13 protein-coding genes are annotated in these 15,201 nt (G+C 47.0%); 1 reads left to right on the top strand and 12 read right to left on the bottom strand.

Going from position 1 to position 15,201, the window contains the following annotated elements:
- Positions 1–4: 4 nt before the first annotated feature.
- The 12 genes from QM657_RS12235 to QM657_RS12180 all read right to left on the bottom strand — a co-directional run bounded on the left by QM657_RS12235 (position 5) and on the right by QM657_RS12180 (position 14,073).
- Positions 5–982, bottom strand: a complete 978-nt coding sequence (locus QM657_RS12235) for an ABC transporter ATP-binding protein (protein ID WP_415066965.1) — start codon at positions 980–982, stop codon at positions 5–7.
- The gene (locus QM657_RS12230; RefSeq protein WP_415066944.1) at positions 982–1,989 is read right to left on the bottom strand and encodes an ABC transporter ATP-binding protein; all 1,008 of its coding nucleotides are present in this window, start codon (positions 1,987–1,989) and stop codon (positions 982–984) included. The genes QM657_RS12235 and QM657_RS12230 overlap by 1 nt, the downstream gene beginning before the upstream one ends.
- Positions 1,990–2,004: 15 nt before the next feature.
- The gene (locus QM657_RS12225; protein ID WP_415066943.1) at positions 2,005–3,045 is read right to left on the bottom strand and encodes an ABC transporter permease; all 1,041 of its coding nucleotides are present in this window, start codon (positions 3,043–3,045) and stop codon (positions 2,005–2,007) included.
- A gap of 16 nt (positions 3,046–3,061) precedes the next feature.
- Positions 3,062–3,979 carry an ABC transporter permease gene (locus tag QM657_RS12220; protein WP_415066942.1) on the bottom strand — a complete coding sequence of 306 codons (918 nt, stop codon included), beginning with the start codon at positions 3,977–3,979 and terminating at the stop codon, positions 3,062–3,064.
- A 129-nt stretch (positions 3,980–4,108) separates the two neighbouring features.
- A complete protein-coding gene (gene tsf / locus QM657_RS12215; protein WP_415066941.1) occupies positions 4,109–5,032 on the bottom strand; it encodes a translation elongation factor Ts in 924 nt (307 codons plus the stop codon).
- 114 nt (positions 5,033–5,146) lie between these two features.
- Positions 5,147–5,887 (bottom strand): 30S ribosomal protein S2, encoded by a 741-nt coding sequence (gene rpsB, locus QM657_RS12210; protein ID WP_415066940.1) that lies wholly within the window; start codon positions 5,885–5,887, stop codon positions 5,147–5,149.
- A gap of 221 nt (positions 5,888–6,108) precedes the next feature.
- Entirely contained in the window at positions 6,109–6,912 is an 804-nt protein-coding gene (gene codY, locus QM657_RS12205; RefSeq protein ID WP_333647552.1) for a GTP-sensing pleiotropic transcriptional regulator CodY, read from the bottom strand.
- A 125-nt stretch (positions 6,913–7,037) separates the two neighbouring features.
- Entirely contained in the window at positions 7,038–9,107 is a 2,070-nt protein-coding gene (gene topA / locus QM657_RS12200) for a type I DNA topoisomerase (RefSeq protein WP_415066939.1), read from the bottom strand.
- A gap of 14 nt (positions 9,108–9,121) precedes the next feature.
- Positions 9,122–10,222 carry a DNA-processing protein DprA gene (gene dprA / locus QM657_RS12195; RefSeq protein WP_415066938.1) on the bottom strand — a complete coding sequence of 367 codons (1,101 nt, stop codon included), beginning with the start codon at positions 10,220–10,222 and terminating at the stop codon, positions 9,122–9,124.
- Complete coding sequence (locus QM657_RS12190; RefSeq protein WP_415066937.1) at positions 10,209–11,765, bottom strand: YifB family Mg chelatase-like AAA ATPase; 1,557 nt, start codon at positions 11,763–11,765, stop codon at positions 10,209–10,211. The genes dprA and QM657_RS12190 overlap by 14 nt, the downstream gene beginning before the upstream one ends.
- Positions 11,766–11,971: 206 nt before the next feature.
- Positions 11,972–12,751 (bottom strand): TIGR03915 family putative DNA repair protein, encoded by a 780-nt coding sequence (locus tag QM657_RS12185; RefSeq protein WP_415066936.1) that lies wholly within the window; start codon positions 12,749–12,751, stop codon positions 11,972–11,974.
- Entirely contained in the window at positions 12,748–14,073 is a 1,326-nt protein-coding gene (locus tag QM657_RS12180; protein ID WP_415066935.1) for a putative DNA modification/repair radical SAM protein, read from the bottom strand. Before QM657_RS12180 ends, QM657_RS12185 begins: the two co-directional genes overlap by 4 nt.
- A gap of 231 nt (positions 14,074–14,304) precedes the next feature.
- Between QM657_RS12180 and QM657_RS12175 the strand changes: the two genes are divergently transcribed.
- Positions 14,305–15,195, top strand: a complete 891-nt coding sequence (locus tag QM657_RS12175) for a hypothetical protein (RefSeq protein WP_415066934.1) — start codon at positions 14,305–14,307, stop codon at positions 15,193–15,195.
- Positions 15,196–15,201 lie beyond the last annotated feature (6 nt).

Below are 15,201 nucleotides of genomic sequence, written 5' to 3'. Positions count from 1 at the left end.
AAAATTAGTTGACCTTGTCCAAATGGTGACAAGCCGCATAATGTCCGGAAGAAACCTCTTTCCATTCCGGCTCCTGGGCAGCACAAAGCTCATCCGCATAAGGACAGCGGGTGCGGAAATGGCAGCCGGACGGCGGATTCACCGGGCTTGGCACATCTCCTTCCAGAACAATTCGTTTGGACTTGCGGCTGATTTCCGGGTCCGCAATGGGAATGGCGGAAATCAGGCTCTTGGTATAAGGATGAACGCTGTGGAACGTCAGTTCCAGGCTGTCCGCCAGCTCCACCATCTTTCCAAGGTACATAACGCCGATTCTGTTTGAAATATGTTTTACAATGGAAAGGTCATGGGCAATGAATAAGTAAGTGAGTCCCATTTCCTCCTGAAGCTTCTCGAACATGTTGACAACCTGGGCCTGAATGGATACGTCCAGAGCCGATACCGGCTCATCGCAGACAATGAACTGAGGATCAACTGCCAGCGCTCTTGCAATTCCCACTCTCTGACGCTGACCGCCGGAAAATTCGTGAGGATAGCGGTTGGAGTGCTCGGAGTTAAGGCCTACCGTAGAAAGCACGGAAATGATTTTCTCCTGTCTCTCCTTTTTATTGGCAGCCAGATGATGGATGTCAATGGCCTCTCCTATGATGTCCCCTACGGTCATACGGGGGTCCAGACTGGCATACGGGTCCTGAAATACAATCTGCATTTTCCTGCGGTAAGGCAGCATATTGACCTTTGTGATGTCCTCACCGTCAAAGAAAATCTTTCCTCCCGTAGGCTCGTGGAGCCTTAAAAGGGTACGGCCTGTGGTGGTCTTTCCGCAGCCGGATTCCCCTACCAGTCCCAGGGTCTCCCCCTTTTTGATGCCAAAGGAAACGTCATCAACTGCCTTGACAACCTTTTTTTCAAACAGCTTTCCTCCGGCCACCGGGAAATGCTGCTGTAAATTCTTCACTTCCACAAGATATTTATCTTCCATCATGCATCTCCCTTCTGTGCCTGTTGTTCAAATTCCTGCTTCTGCAGCAGCCAGCAGGCGCTGTAATGAATATCGGATAAATCCGTATAAGGCGGCATTTCCCGCAGACAAATCTTCATACATTCCCTGCACCGGGGCGCAAAGGGACAGCCCTTTGGCGGGTTCAGCATATCCACCGGGCTTCCTTCAATGGGAACCAGCTTGTTATGCTCCTTTTCCGTCAGCTTTGGAATGCTCCGGATCAAACCTTTGGTGTATTCGTGGCTGGGATTGTAGAAAATATCATCGGCTGTTCCGTATTCCACAACCTTTCCCGCATACATAACGGCGATGCGGTCACACATGTTGGCAACCACGCCCAAATCGTGGGTGATCATAATAATTGCCATACCGAGCTTTTCCTTTAACTCCATCATCAGCTCTAAAATCTGAGCCTGAATGGTAACGTCAAGGGCTGTGGTGGGCTCATCTGCAATGAGAAGCTTCGGCTCACAGGCAAGGGCAATGGCGATCATGACACGCTGGCGCATACCACCTGAAAGCTCATGAGGATACTGCTTTAAACGCTTCTCAGGCTCGTTGATTCCAACCAGGGTGAGAAGCTCTTTTGCCCTGTCATGGGCCTGCTGCTTGTTTTTATCGGTGTGGAGCATGATCACTTCACTGATCTGATTTCCAATGGTGTAAACCGGATTCAAGCTGGTCATGGGGTCCTGGAAGATAATGGAAATCTCATTTCCTCTGATCTTTCTCATTTCCTTTTCCGTCATCTTCTCAATCTGATGTCCGTTAAAGTTCAAGGAACCGTCAATCAGGCGGCCCGGATATGCCGTAAGCCCCATAAGGCTGTATGCGGTAACGGATTTTCCGGAGCCGGACTCTCCTACAATTCCCAGCACTTCTCCTTCACGGAGGTGGAGGGATACGTCATTTAAAGCCTTTACCTCTCCTGCCGGAGTAAAGAAGGAAAGGCGCTCATTTTCAATGTTAACCAAATATTCGCTCATCAGTTCTTTCCTCCTTTAGTCTCTCAGTTTCGGGTCAAATGCATCACGAAGGCCATCCCCTAACAGGTTAAAGCTCAAAATAATAATTGAAATAGCGATGGCAGGGGCAAACAGACGGTGGGGATTGCTCTGCATACCATTTAAAGCCTCACTTGCAAGGCTTCCCAAAGACGGCATGGGCGCAGCAACGCCGAGGCCCAAAAAGCTTAAAAAGCTTTCCGTAAATATAGAAGAAGGAATCTGTAAGGTAGTTGTAACGATCAATGTACCGATGCAGTTTGTAAGAAGGTGCTTCTTAATGATATGTCCGCTGGAGGCTCCAAGGGCTCTGGCTGCGGTCACATACTCCTGCTCCTTTAAGATCAATATCTGGCTTCGCACAATACGGGCCATTCCAACCCAGTAAAGAAGGGCAAACACCACGAAAATACTGATTAAGTTGACGCCGATAATCTGAATCCACTGAAAGCCCGGCTTCTGGGCCAGAGCCTTTAGGGGCTGTTCAAAAGCCACGGACAGCAAAACGATGATCAGGATGTCCGGGACTGTGTATATCATATCCACAATCCGCATCATGATCATATCCACCCATCCGCCGAAAAAGCCTGCAATAGAGCCGTAAATAGAGCCGATCAGCAAGATGATACAGGAGGCCACCAGACCGACGGTTAAGGAAACACGGCTTCCCATCATAACCCGGACCGCATAATCACGGCCTAACTTATCGGTCCCAAGGATGTGAGGAAACACGTTTTCCCCTGATTCTTTGGCTGACAGTTCTTTTTCTGAATACTGCATGGGCGCCAGGTTTTCACTTCCCCTGATCTGCTGCTCATAGCTGTATGGATAAAAATGAGGCACAGCAAATGACAAAATAAATACGAATAAAATTACAACCAGACTGACCATGGAAATCTTATTTTTTCTGAGGCGGCGGATTCCATCCTTCCAGAATCCCACACTTTTACGCATGACAATAAGACTTTCCTTTTCTGCATCACTTGCCGGGAGAAAGTCGTCCACATTCAGCTGCATTGATAGTTTGTTCTTTGGCATCTTTATCTCCTTTCTCCTACTTCAAGTTGATACGAGGATCAATCAGTTTGTAAGCTACGTCAACGAGTACATTCATAATAACCATTAAGGTGGCAAGGAAGATGGTTGTCCCCATAATAAGAGGATAATCACGTCCTGTAATGGAACCGACGAATTCAGAACCAAGACCCGGAATGGTAAATATCTTTTCCACAATGAAGCTTCCTGTTACAGTGTAGGCCAAAAGCGGTCCTAAGTATGTAACTACCGGAAGAATAGCATTTCGAAGGGCATGCTTAAAAATGCTGACCAACTGGGAAAGTCCCTTTGCACGGGCCGTTCTCATATAATCCTGTCCCAGCACATCGAGCATGGATGAACGCATCAGACGGGCAATGTAAGAAGAGGGATAGAGAGCCAGGGCAGCCACAGGCATGATGTAGTTTTTCCAGGAGGTCAGTCCGTAGGTAGGCAAAAGTCCCAGCTTCGTGCTTAAGATATACATCAAAACCGTACAGACTACAAAACTTGGCACCGCAATGCCGAAGGTACTGAAAACAATGATGATATTATCTACCATCGTCCCCCTTTTAAAAGCCGCAATACTTCCCAGGGGAACCCCCACACAAACAGCAATTAAAATAGCCATTCCGCCGATTCTGGCTGACACCGGAAACTTGGATGCAACGATCATGTTTACGGTACGGCCTCTCTGCTTAACACTCAGTCCTAAATTGCCTTGAAGCAGGTCCTTCATATAAGTTGTATACTGTTCTCCTAAGGGCTTATCCAATCCGTATTTTTCGTTAAGAGCAGCCTGAGCCTGGGGACTTAAGGCTTTTTCCGCCATAAAAGGTCCGCCCGGCACCATATTCATAATAAAGAAAGTGATGGTTGCAACAGCAAAAACAGTAATAACTGCCATAATAACACGCTTTATAATATACTTAGCCACTTCTGTCAACTCCTTTCGTGTATTCGGTGTCCGCACAATATGGAAACATTTGTCAACGGGAAACGGACACTATATGATCAAGAAAATCCCATGGATACCCATGGGATCCCCCAGAATCCTGTTACAAGATTACTGCATCTGTTTTGCAACTTCTTCTGCAAAATTCTCTTCTTTTTTCTCAATGCCTTCGCCGGTTTCAAAACGGATGAACCGTCTCACTTCCAGCTTGCCGCCGACTTCCTTGGAAACCTGCTCCAAGTACTTTCCAACAGTCAGATCACCATCTTTTACATAAGCCTGATCTACCAGACAGAACTCTTTCAGTTCCTTGTTCAAACGGCCTACGATCATCTTGTCAATAATGCTGTCCGGCTTGTCCGGGTTCTCATTCTTCGCCTGAGTCTTTAAAATCTCTGTCTCATGATCGATGAATTCCTGAGAAATCTCATCTCTTCTCACATACTTTGGTGATAAAGCTGCGATCTGCATTGCAACGTTCTTCAACGCCTCTTTTACTGTGTCATTGACAACTTCTGCACCGGCCTCGATTAAAACGCCGATTCTTCCGCCGCCGTGGATATAGTCAACTGCCACACCGTCAGTAATAACTCTTTCAAATCTTCTGATGTTCATGTTCTCGCCGATTACTGCGATCTGGCTGGATAAAGCCTGGGCAACAGTTAAGGAGCTGTCCTTGTTCCATGCTTCTGCCAGGAATGCATCCATGTCCTTGGAATCAGAAGCCAGAGCCTGAGCTGCGACATCAGCCACATAAGCCTGGAACTGAGCGTTCTTTGCAACGAAGTCTGTCTCGCTGTTTACTTCTACGATCGCTCCGGATTTTCCATCTTCGCTTACCACAACAGTAACAAGTCCCTCTGCTGCGATTCTGCCAGCCTTCTTGGAAGCTGCTGCAAGTCCTTTTTCTCTTAAGAACTCCACTGCCTTTTCCATATCACCATCGGTTTCTCCAAGAGCCTTCTTGCAGTCCATCATGCCCGCACCGGTCATCTCTCTTAATTCTTTTACCATTCCAGCCGTAATTGCTGCCATTTGATTTACCTCCATCTATTTAATTATTCATTATGATCTGTTAAACTTTTCCAGTAAAAAAGAATGCTCCAACCTACTTTTCAAAGCAGGCTGAAGCATTCAATCGCTCGAAAATTAAGCCTCTACAGTCTCTTCTGTTTCCTCGGCTGCTTCTGCTTCCTCAGCTACTGCTTCGCCCTGGTTTGCTTCGATTACTGCGTCTGCCATCTTGGATACGATTAATTTAACGGCTCTTATGGCATCATCGTTGCCCGGAATAACGAAATCAAGTTCTTCCGGATCACAGTTTGTATCAGCGATACCAATTAACGGAATTCCCAATGTATGAGCTTCCTGAACGCAGATTCTTTCCTTCTTGGGATCTACGATGAAAATTGCATCCGGAATCTTCTTCATATCCTTGATTCCGCCTAAGTTCTTCTCTAACTTTTCCCATTCCTTCTTAAGAGCGATAACCTCTTTCTTAGGAAGAACATCAAAAGTTCCATCCTGAGACATGGTCTCGATCGCTTTTAAGCGGTTAACTCTGGACTGAATGGTCTTGAAGTTTGTAAGCATACCGCCAAGCCATCTCTCATTTACGAAGTACATACCGCAGCGCTCTGCTTCGGACTTGATTGCATCCTGAGCCTGCTTCTTGGTTCCTACGAAAAGGATCTTGCCGCCTTCTGTAGCAACGTCGGAGATTGCCTTGTAAGCCTCATCTACCTTAACAACTGACTTCTGTAAGTCGATGATGTAGATGCCGTTTCTCTCTGTGTAGATGTATGGAGCCATCTTAGGGTTCCATCTTCTTGTCTGGTGACCGAAGTGCACGCCAGCTTCTAAAAGCTGCTTCATTGAAATTACGCTCATGTTATTTCCTCCATCTGGTTTTTCTTCCGCCCGCTTCTTATACTTCCGGGGAGACCTTATTCAGGCACCTTCCTCTGGAATCCGCAGACGTGTTTTTTAATAAGCTTTGCTAGTATAGCATATCTTTCTGTCTGATGCAAGTGATTTTTTACATTTTATGTCCAAAAATGTCTTGTCCCTGACAGTAAAAAGGAGCAGAACTTCTGCCCTGCTCCTCATCTTTACAGTCCCCGTTCCGGAACACTTTTTCCGTTTCCTGCCTTTATGGTCTTCAGCTCATCGAACACCACATCGTTCAGCACTTTGATATACGTTCCCTTCATGCCGGAAGATCTGGATTCAATGACGCCTGCACTTTCAAACTTTCTGAGGGCATTGACAATAACAGAGCGGGTGATTCCCACACGGTCTGCAATCTTGCTTGCCACCAGAATTCCTTCGTTGCCATCCAGCTCATCAAAGATGTGGGTGATGGCTTCCAGCTCGGAAAAGGACAAGGTGCTGATAGCAGATTTGACGATCTGCACCTTTCTGGTCTCCTCTGCATTCTCTTCATTAACAGAACGCATCATCTCCAGCCCTACAACCGTGGTCCCGTATTCGCTTAAAATTATATCGTCAATATCATACTGGGATTCTGATTTGTAAATAAACAGAGTTCCCAGCCTCTCTCCTGCAATATCGATGGGAGTGATAATGGCCTGATACTTTCTGATATCGCCTCCGGTAAAGCCCAGAGTCTCCAAGTTGACATTTTCCTTGGTCGACAGAATACCCAGCAGACGCTCATTGAGCATAGTGTCAACATAGCCTCCTACCTGGTCGGCAATCAGCTCCTGAATTTCATCTATGTCCGGGGTTACGCCAACGCCCAGGACCTTTCCCTTCTTGCTGATTACAAGAATGTTGGAATTCAAAATTTCAGTCAGCACTTCACATATATCATTAAATACGACTTTATGTGAATTATTATTATGCAATAATTTGTTTATTTTTCTAGTTTTATCCAACAACTGAACGCTCATAATCGAAAACCTCCTTTATAATTTATGTGAAAGACAAAAATACACCTGTAATAATTAGATATTATCATTATTATTTTCAAATAACAATAGTTTATTGAAGATTTTCGATTTTTTTAATAATTTATTTACTTGTCAGCGCTGTAGCCGCACTGCTCGTTTGAGCATAACAGTTTATTTCCTTTTTCAACCATATAGGCCCCGCATTTGGGACACTTCTGGGTGGAAGGCCTTTGCCAGGACATGAAGTCACATTCCGGATTTGCCTCGCATCCATAATAGATTCTGCCTTTTTTGGTTTTCTTGATGACGACCTCTTTCTGGCACTTGGGACAGGGGACGCCGATCTTCTCCAGGTAAGGCTTCGTATTTTTACACTCCGGAAATCTGGGGCAGGCCAGGAATTTTCCGTGAGGGCCGTATTTGATGACCATGTTTCTGCCGCAGAGCTCACAGACTTCTTCTGTCACCTCGTCGGCGATGGTCACAGACTCCAGTTCTACCAGAGCTTTATCCACGGCTTCCTTTAAATCGGGATAAAAATTCCTCACAACAGTCTTCCACTGGACTGATCCGTCCCCTACCTTATCCAGGAGGTATTCCAGATTAGCCGTAAAAGTGATGTCCACAATGCTGGAAAAGCTCTGCTTCATCATGCTGTTGACAATTTCTCCCAGCTCTGTCACATAAAGGTTTTTATTTTCCTTTGCCACGTATCTTCTGGCTATGATAGTGGTGATGGTTGGCGCATAAGTACTGGGGCGTCCGATTCCCTGTTCCTCCATGGCTTTTACCAGAGAGGCTTCTGTAAAGTGGGCCGGCGGCTGGGTGAAATGCTGGCTGTTCTCCAGCTTTTCCAGCTTCAGCACACTTCCCTTTGTCAAGTTGCCCAAAAGCGCGTTGGTTTCCTCTTTCTCATCCTCCTGCACATACACGGACATGAAACCGTCAAAGGAAAGCTTTGAGGCGGAAAGAGTGAAGAAGTAATCTCCTGCTCCCACCCTTACAGAGGTGGTCTGATAAACCGCAGACTCCATTCTGCTGGCTGCAAACCGCTTCCAGATCAACTGGTAAAGCCGGAACAAATCCCTTTGCAGAGATTCCTTTACCCTGACAGGAGTCAGAGTGATGTCGGTAGGACGGATGGCCTCGTGAGCATCCTGAATCTTTCCATTGTTCTTTTTAGCCTGGTCGCTTTTTGCTACATACTCTTTTCCGTACTGCTTTTCTATATAATATCTGGCCGCAACATCTGCTTCCTCCGCAATTCTGGTGGAGTCTGTACGCAGGTAGGTGATAAGACCCACAGTTCCCTGCCCTTCGATCTCAACGCCTTCATAAAGCTGCTGGGCCAGACGCATGGTCTTCTGGGTGGAAAAGTTAAGCACCTTGGAAGCTTCCTGCTGAAGGGTACTGGTAGTAAATGGGATGGGAGCCTTCTTGACCCTTTCCCCGTTTTTCACTTCATTCACCACATAGTTCTGGCCTTCTAAGCCCTTTAATATGTGATCCAGTTCTTCTTTGTTGCGAATGGCGATCTTGCCTTCCCCATTGCCGTGGAATTTGGCAGCCAGAGGCTTTTTGCTTCCTTCCTGCTTAAGAACTGCTTCCAGATTCCAGTATTCCTCCGGAATAAAGGCGTCAATCTCCTCCTCCCGGTCACAGATCAGGCGAAGCGCTACGGACTGGACACGGCCTGCGCTCAAGCCTCTCTTCACTTTTGCCCAGAGAAGAGGGCTGATCATGTAGCCCACCATACGGTCCAAAACTCTTCTGGCCTGCTGGGCATCCACCAGGTTCATATCAATGGCTCTCGGCGTCTTAAAAGAAGCCTTTACCGCATTCTTGGTAATCTCATTAAAGCTGATCCGGTATACCTGCTTGCTCTTTACCTCATCGAGCTTCAAGGATTTTAATAAATGCCAGGAAATGGCTTCTCCCTCCCGGTCAGGGTCAGTTGCCAGATAGATTTTATCAGCCTTTTTCACTTCTTTTCTCAGCTTGGCAAGAATATCCCCCTTGCCCCTGATGGTTATATATTTGGGTTCAAAATCATTGTCTATGTCAATTCCCATCTGGCTTTTGGGAAGGTCCCTCACATGCCCGTTAGAAGCATCCACTTCATAATTTGCCCCAAGGAACTTTTTAATCGTCTTTACCTTTGCCGGTGACTCCACAATTACTAAACAGTTCGCCATACTAAACTCCTCGCCTATAGTTTCTTACCATAATATTGATGTGATGTCTGAACGGCCAGGCCCTTCCATTCCAGTTCCAACAGGGCGCTCATGCAGTCGCTGACAGACAATCCGCTTAACGTTATAATTTCTTCCAGATTTTTCGGTTGCAAATCTAGGCAACTATACAACACTTTTTCTTTTTTGGCAAGCCCGTTCTTATTTTTTTCATGAACTCTTAATATTTTACCAGTCTGTAACTGAAAATATTCCAGCACTGAATCAGGCCCCAGCAAAACTCCCGCTCCTTCGCTGATCAGCCGGTTACAACCTGCACTTAAGGGGTCTGTCACCCTGCCCGGAAGGGCAAAAATTTCCTTTCCCTGCTCCAGTCCTAAGTTGGCTGTAATCAGGGAACCGCTCTTTTCCCTGGCCTCAATCACCAGCACTGCATCAGCAAGACCGCTGATAATCCGGTTCCTCATGGGAAAATGAAAGGGCTTTGGCGCTTCCTTTGGCATAAATTCCGTCAGCACACCTCCCTGAAGCGCCATGCGCTCATACAACCCGTAGTTTTCCCTCGGATAGCAGATATTGATTCCGCATCCCAGCACTCCGTAAGTATCTCCTCCCGTCTCCAAAGCTCCCATATGCCCGGCTCCGTCTATTCCTTCCGCCAGACCGCTGATGATCTGTACTCCTGCCCTGGAAAGTTCTCCGGCTATATGAGCAGCCATCTGCTTTCCGTAGCCGGTACAGCTTCTGGCTCCGATGATGGCTGCCGACGGCCGCTCTTCTTTGGGAAGCTTTCCTTTTACAAAAATCCCCATAGGATATCCGTGAATTTCAAGAAGGCGCCGGGGATATTCCTCATCATGGGAAGTGATGAATAAAATCCCTCTCTTTTCCAGTCCCTCCAATTCTTTCCTGCATTTTTCCAGTTCCTTTTTATATCCGTCAAAAAGACCTGCCTCCTTTTGATTTAATATTCCAAGCTCTTCCAGTTGTCTTCCTTCTATATTATATATCCTTTTATAACTTTCCACGTAGTCATGTAGCTTTTTGATTTTCACCGCTCCCAGAAATCCCACATGGCAAAGCCAGTACAAATACTCCCGTTCCTCATGTCTGTCCATAAATGCCTCCCCAATACTTTCCTTCCATGCTTCGCAGGCCTGACGCCTCCACAAGATGTTCCTTCCTTATTCTGGAAGCCCCTTCTAAATCCGCTATGGTCCTTGAAATCTTCAATATCTTTTCATAACCTCTTACGCTTAAATTCATCCTGTCATAAATCTTCTTTAAAACCTCTTTTTCTTCATTTCCGAGAATACAGAATTCTTCCATCTGTCCCTTGCTCATAACGCTGTTAAAATAATTTCCCTGACCTTTAAACCGCGCCTTTTGAATTTCCCTTGCCGCCTCCACTCTCCTGCGGATGGATTCAGAAGACTCCCCTTTCTTTCCTGCTCTTAACTCCTCATAGGGAATTGCGCTTGCCTCGGCACAGATGTCAATCCGGTCCAGCAAAGGCTTCGATATCCTGCCCAGGTACTTTTTAACCTGCTGTTCCGAACATCTGCACCGGGTCCTGTCCGGGTAAAATCCGCATGCGCAGGGGTTCATGGAAGCGGCGATCATGAAGTCAGCCGGAAATTCATAAGCGCCAAACACTCTCGATACGGTGATCTTTCTCTCCTCCAGAGGCTGTCTTAAAATTTCCAGTGTATTTTTTTGAAATTCGGGTAATTCATCCAGAAACAGAACGCCTCCGGAGGCCAGGGAGATTTCACCCGGCTTTGGGATTCTTCCCCCTCCGGCCAGAGCCTGGGGGCTGATGGTGTGATGAGGGCTGCGAAAAGGCCGTCTGCACATGACGGGATTTTCCTGGGACAAAAGGCCGCATACCCCATAAATCTTTGATATGTCTATGATTTCCTCCAGAGATAAGGAGGGCATGATGGTGGGAATCCGTCTGGCGATCATGGTCTTTCCAGTTCCAGCAGGACCGATGTAGAGGATGTTGTGCATGCCTGCTGCCGCCACTTCCGTGGCCCGGCGTAAGAGGAGCTGGCCTCCCACCTCAGAAAAGTCCACATCGTAAGGTTCTGGCTGCCAAAGAGGCAGCTCAGGCTTAAGGCTTTCCGGCTTTTGCCCGCCCGGTTCACCCCAGGAACTGAGCTGATCCGACAATTCTTTTAAACTTTTTACCCCTGTGATTTCAATTCCTTCTATTATCATGGCCTCCCGGACGTTTTCCATGGGAAGGAAACACCGGTCCATTCCTGCCTTTTTCGCTGCCGCAGTAATGGCCAGGGCTCCTTTTAAGGGTCTGATCTCCCCGTTTAAGCCCAGTTCCCCGGCAATCACACAAGCTTTCAGCATAGAAGGCTTTACCATAGATGACGCCGCTAAAATTGCGACAGCAATCGGTAAGTCAAAGGATGTTCCTGCTTTGGGGATGCCGGCAGGCGACAAATTAATGGTGACTTTTTTCGCAGGAAGGCGGAAACCGGAATTTTTCAGGGCTGTTCTCACACGCTCCTGGGCTTCCTTCACCTCAGAAGACAGATATCCCACCATGGAAAAACCGGGAAGGCCGTCACTCACATCGGCTTCCACCAAAATCGGGACTCCCTCCACTCCTGTAATCCCCACACTATGAACTTTACTATACAAACCTGTTTCTCCTCTCCGTACCAGCTTTCGTTACAGTCCGGCCCATGAAATCCCTTCTCTCCGGGCAATCTATCCCCGCAGAAGCCGAATCATAACCTGTCTTTACACATTTGCTCATGGAAAATAATGCAGAAACGCATCAGAATGTTCCTGATCAGGAACCTGCTTTTATGATAAGGGAAAGGCCAAAAAAAGGCAAGCTTTTTCTAACTGTCTTTTAATCCATGAGAAAATTCAGGCATATAGGGACGGTAGCGGAGAGGCATATGATTTCTCTGACAGGCCGGATTGGTCCGTTCCCTGATGGAAATATTTTTTCTGAAACAGCGGTACAGTTCTTCGTATTCATCCTCTTCCAGGGCCTTTTTCAGCTTCCCTTCCCATTCCTCGGAGATGAGGTCCACTAAGAACCAGGGCTTTAAAGCCGGATGAAGAACTGCTTTTTTCCTGTTCTCATCGTATAAAACCCAGTTTTCCCCTGACATCCGGTCAGCAAAATGAGGGGCCAGCAAAACCAGCACATCGTTTCTGGGACCGATTTTTGATACCAGAAGCCCATCCTCCATCTCTGCAAAGCGCACAAAGCCCGTAAGCGCGTGTGTTTCATTGTCAATATAGCGGCACATCTGAAAAATATCGTAGACCTGAGGCACCTGAAGCATATTGACGATGGGAGCTCCCACGTGAAAGCCGTAAATCAGGAAGCGGTATATTTTATCCGCCCGGTCCTTTTCCCTGCTTAAAGCCGCCTTATAGACAGCGGTATAGGCTTCCTTTGAAATCTTCTCCCGGACAGCCTGTACCACCTTGCCCGCATGGACAGCATCAGGGAGAACCTCCTCATATTCGCAGAATAATTCCATGGTATTTTCGCTGTCCGCCAGCTCCAGCTTCACATTGGCATGGCCCTTTCTGCTGGTCCACGCAGTATACACGCCGCTGAGAATCCCTTCCACGCTGTCCTCGCACAAATAAACCGTCTTCATAAGCCTCCTCCTGTTCCTGTCAGGGCCGGCACCTTCATGTCATCAAACAGGGAAAGCTGGCGAAAGGTTCCTGAGGATTCAATATCCCACACCTTCCGATGCTCTTCTCCCACCAGATGACGGGTAATATAATCTTCGTCAATCTTAACCGGATACATCATCCGCCCGGAACAGGTGATGAAATAAACGGCCCGTTTTAACACCACGCCGATCTTTTTTAAGGCATCGAAATCCAGAGGCCCGCTCTTTCTGGCCGCCATGATGCGCTGGGCAGACTTCACCCCCATGCCGGGAACCCTTAACAGGGTGTAGTAATCCGCCCGGTTTACTTCTACAGGAAACAACTCCAGATGGCGCAGGGCCCAATCGCACTTGGGGTCTAAAAATACGTTGAAATTAGGCCTTTCCTCAGAAAGCAGCTCTCCGGCCCGGAATCCATAAAAACGCATGAGCCAGTCCGCCTGATAAAGCCTGTGTTCCCTCAAAAGAGGCGGACCTCCCGGAAGGGCGGGCAGGCTGCTGTCTTCATTGACAGGGACAAAGGCGGAATAAAAAACTCTTTTTAAGTCATAATTCTGGTAGAGAGCCTCTGCCACCATCATCATCTGGAAATCATTTTCCGGAGTCGCTCCCACGATCATCTGGGTGCTCTGCCCTGCCGGAACAAAGGCCGGAGCCCTCCTATACTCCATCAGCTCGTACTGGTTGACCGCAATCTTCTTCTGAATCTGCTTCATGGGAGTTAAAATCTTGCTTCTCGTCTTTCCGGGAGCCAGCTTTTTAAGGCCGTCAGCCGTAGGAAGCTCCAGATTGATGCTCATACGGTCTGCTAAAAAGCCGGTCTTTTCTATGAGAACCGGGTCTGCACCGGGAATCGCCTTTACATGGATGTAACCGTGAAAGTGATACTCCTCTCTCAGTTTTTTTAAGGTCTGGTATATGAGGTCCATGGTGAAATCAGCGCTGTAGAGGACACCGGAACTGAGAAACAGGCCTTCAATGTAATTGCGGCGGTAAAACTCAATGGTCAGGCTGCACACCTCATCAGGGGTAAAGGCAGTTCTCACCACGTCATTGGAACTGCGGTTGATGCAGTACTTGCAGTCATAAATACACTGATTGGTAAATAGTATTTTCAACAGGGAAATACACCTGCCGTCTGCTGAAAAACTGTGGCAGATTCCGGCTGCAACCGTATTCCCCAGGGTTCCCGCCTTTCCTTTCCGGTCCACGCCGCTGGAAGTACAGGCAACATCATATTTGGCGGCATCTGATAAAATCGCCAGTTTTTCCTGAACGCTTAACTCTTCCTGAATTAACATGCTTTCACCTCGAACATTTGTTCTTTTCTCTATTTTAGCACATTCCTTTTTTCTTTTCAAGTATTTTAGAATATATGTTCGACTGTCAATTTTTTCCTGTTAAGGAATTATTAAAAAACACAACATTTTATTAAGGCCTTATTTTATTTCCAAAAGTAACCGATATACTTTTAGAACGACGGATAGCCAGGAATTTGTATCCGTTTCAATAAACACATAAGGATGATTAAGATGGCGAAAAATTCAAAATCCTCTAAACAAAAAACCAAAGAAAAAGGACATCGAAAAAATAAAAAGGCATTTATTTTTCTGACAGTTCTTTTGATGGTTGTGGTTACAGGCTCAGCCGCTGCCATCACCCTGCTGACCCTTGCAAAGGAAAGCCCTTCTGCCGGAAAGGAGCCGGAAGCGCCGGCTTATTATTTTTCCAAAGAGGAAGGAATTTCTTCCGTTACGGAAGTTTTAGGCGCCAGAGATTTTGAAATTCCGGAACAGGAAGAATCAAAGGAAAGCCCGAAACCAGAAGGAGAAACCTACAAATATCTCCATGTGGAAGATGTGTCCGCAGATTTAAACACCTATAAAAAATACCTGGAAGAAGAAAAGAATTTCATCGATGTGACAGGAAACAGTCAGTCTGAGGAATCTTCCTCTTCGGAAGAGCAGGCCGAGATTTACGAGCTGGCCGGACCTTCCTCTGACTCCGGTTCCTATCTTTCCATCACCTTAGCAGCAGAACAAAAAGGATATACCGTGACCGCTCTTAAGCAGAGCCAGCCATGGAGTGCCTATTTCAAAACGATCTGGGATCAGCAGAAAAAGGAACTGGCCGATACCGGCAGTTCTTCCGAGACAAACAGCACCATAGAACAGGCTGAGAAATCCGTTTCCGTCCTGGGGCGGGAAAAGCTGGGACTGCCGGAAGCAGCAGATTCTTACGAGTATATCGCGGCTCCGGGAATCGCAAAAATAGACGGCAGCAATTATTATACCGTCAGAACCTACAAGCGCCAGGCAGACAGCACTTTGATTTACATCACCACCTATTTATCGGATTATTCCACCGGCGATGTGGCTTTTCAGTATGATGAGATCACTGGAGAGGTCACTCCCCTTCCCTGATCCGCA

It is taken from the genome of Lacrimispora sp., assembly GCF_047605665.1.
In the GTDB taxonomy this organism is placed as follows: domain Bacteria; phylum Bacillota; class Clostridia; order Lachnospirales; family Lachnospiraceae; genus Lacrimispora.
This window is presented reverse-complemented; position numbering and strand designations above follow the sequence as displayed.

Bases quoted from the DNA above. Each gene is read 5' to 3' on its own strand.
- QM657_RS12235 (WP_415066965.1), bottom strand. From the start codon at position 982: ATGGAAGATAAATATCTTGTGGAAGTGAAGAATTTACAGCAGCATTTC.
- QM657_RS12230 (WP_415066944.1), bottom strand. From the start codon at position 1,989: ATGAGCGAATATTTGGTTAACATTGAAAATGAGCGCCTTTCCTTCTTT.
- QM657_RS12225 (WP_415066943.1), bottom strand. From the start codon at position 3,045: ATGCCAAAGAACAAACTATCAATGCAGCTGAATGTGGACGACTTTCTC.
- tsf (WP_415066941.1), bottom strand. From the start codon at position 5,032: ATGGCAGCAATTACGGCTGGAATGGTAAAAGAATTAAGAGAGATGACC.
- rpsB (WP_415066940.1), bottom strand. From the start codon at position 5,887: ATGAGCGTAATTTCAATGAAGCAGCTTTTAGAAGCTGGCGTGCACTTC.
- codY (WP_333647552.1), bottom strand. From the start codon at position 6,912: ATGAGCGTTCAGTTGTTGGATAAAACTAGAAAAATAAACAAATTATTG.
- topA (WP_415066939.1), bottom strand. From the start codon at position 9,107: ATGGCGAACTGTTTAGTAATTGTGGAGTCACCGGCAAAGGTAAAGACG.
- dprA (WP_415066938.1), bottom strand. From the start codon at position 10,222: ATGGACAGACATGAGGAACGGGAGTATTTGTACTGGCTTTGCCATGTG.
- QM657_RS12185 (WP_415066936.1), bottom strand. From the start codon at position 12,751: ATGAAGACGGTTTATTTGTGCGAGGACAGCGTGGAAGGGATTCTCAGC.
- QM657_RS12180 (WP_415066935.1), bottom strand. From the start codon at position 14,073: ATGTTAATTCAGGAAGAGTTAAGCGTTCAGGAAAAACTGGCGATTTTA.
- QM657_RS12175 (WP_415066934.1), top strand. From the start codon at position 14,305: ATGGCGAAAAATTCAAAATCCTCTAAACAAAAAACCAAAGAAAAAGGA.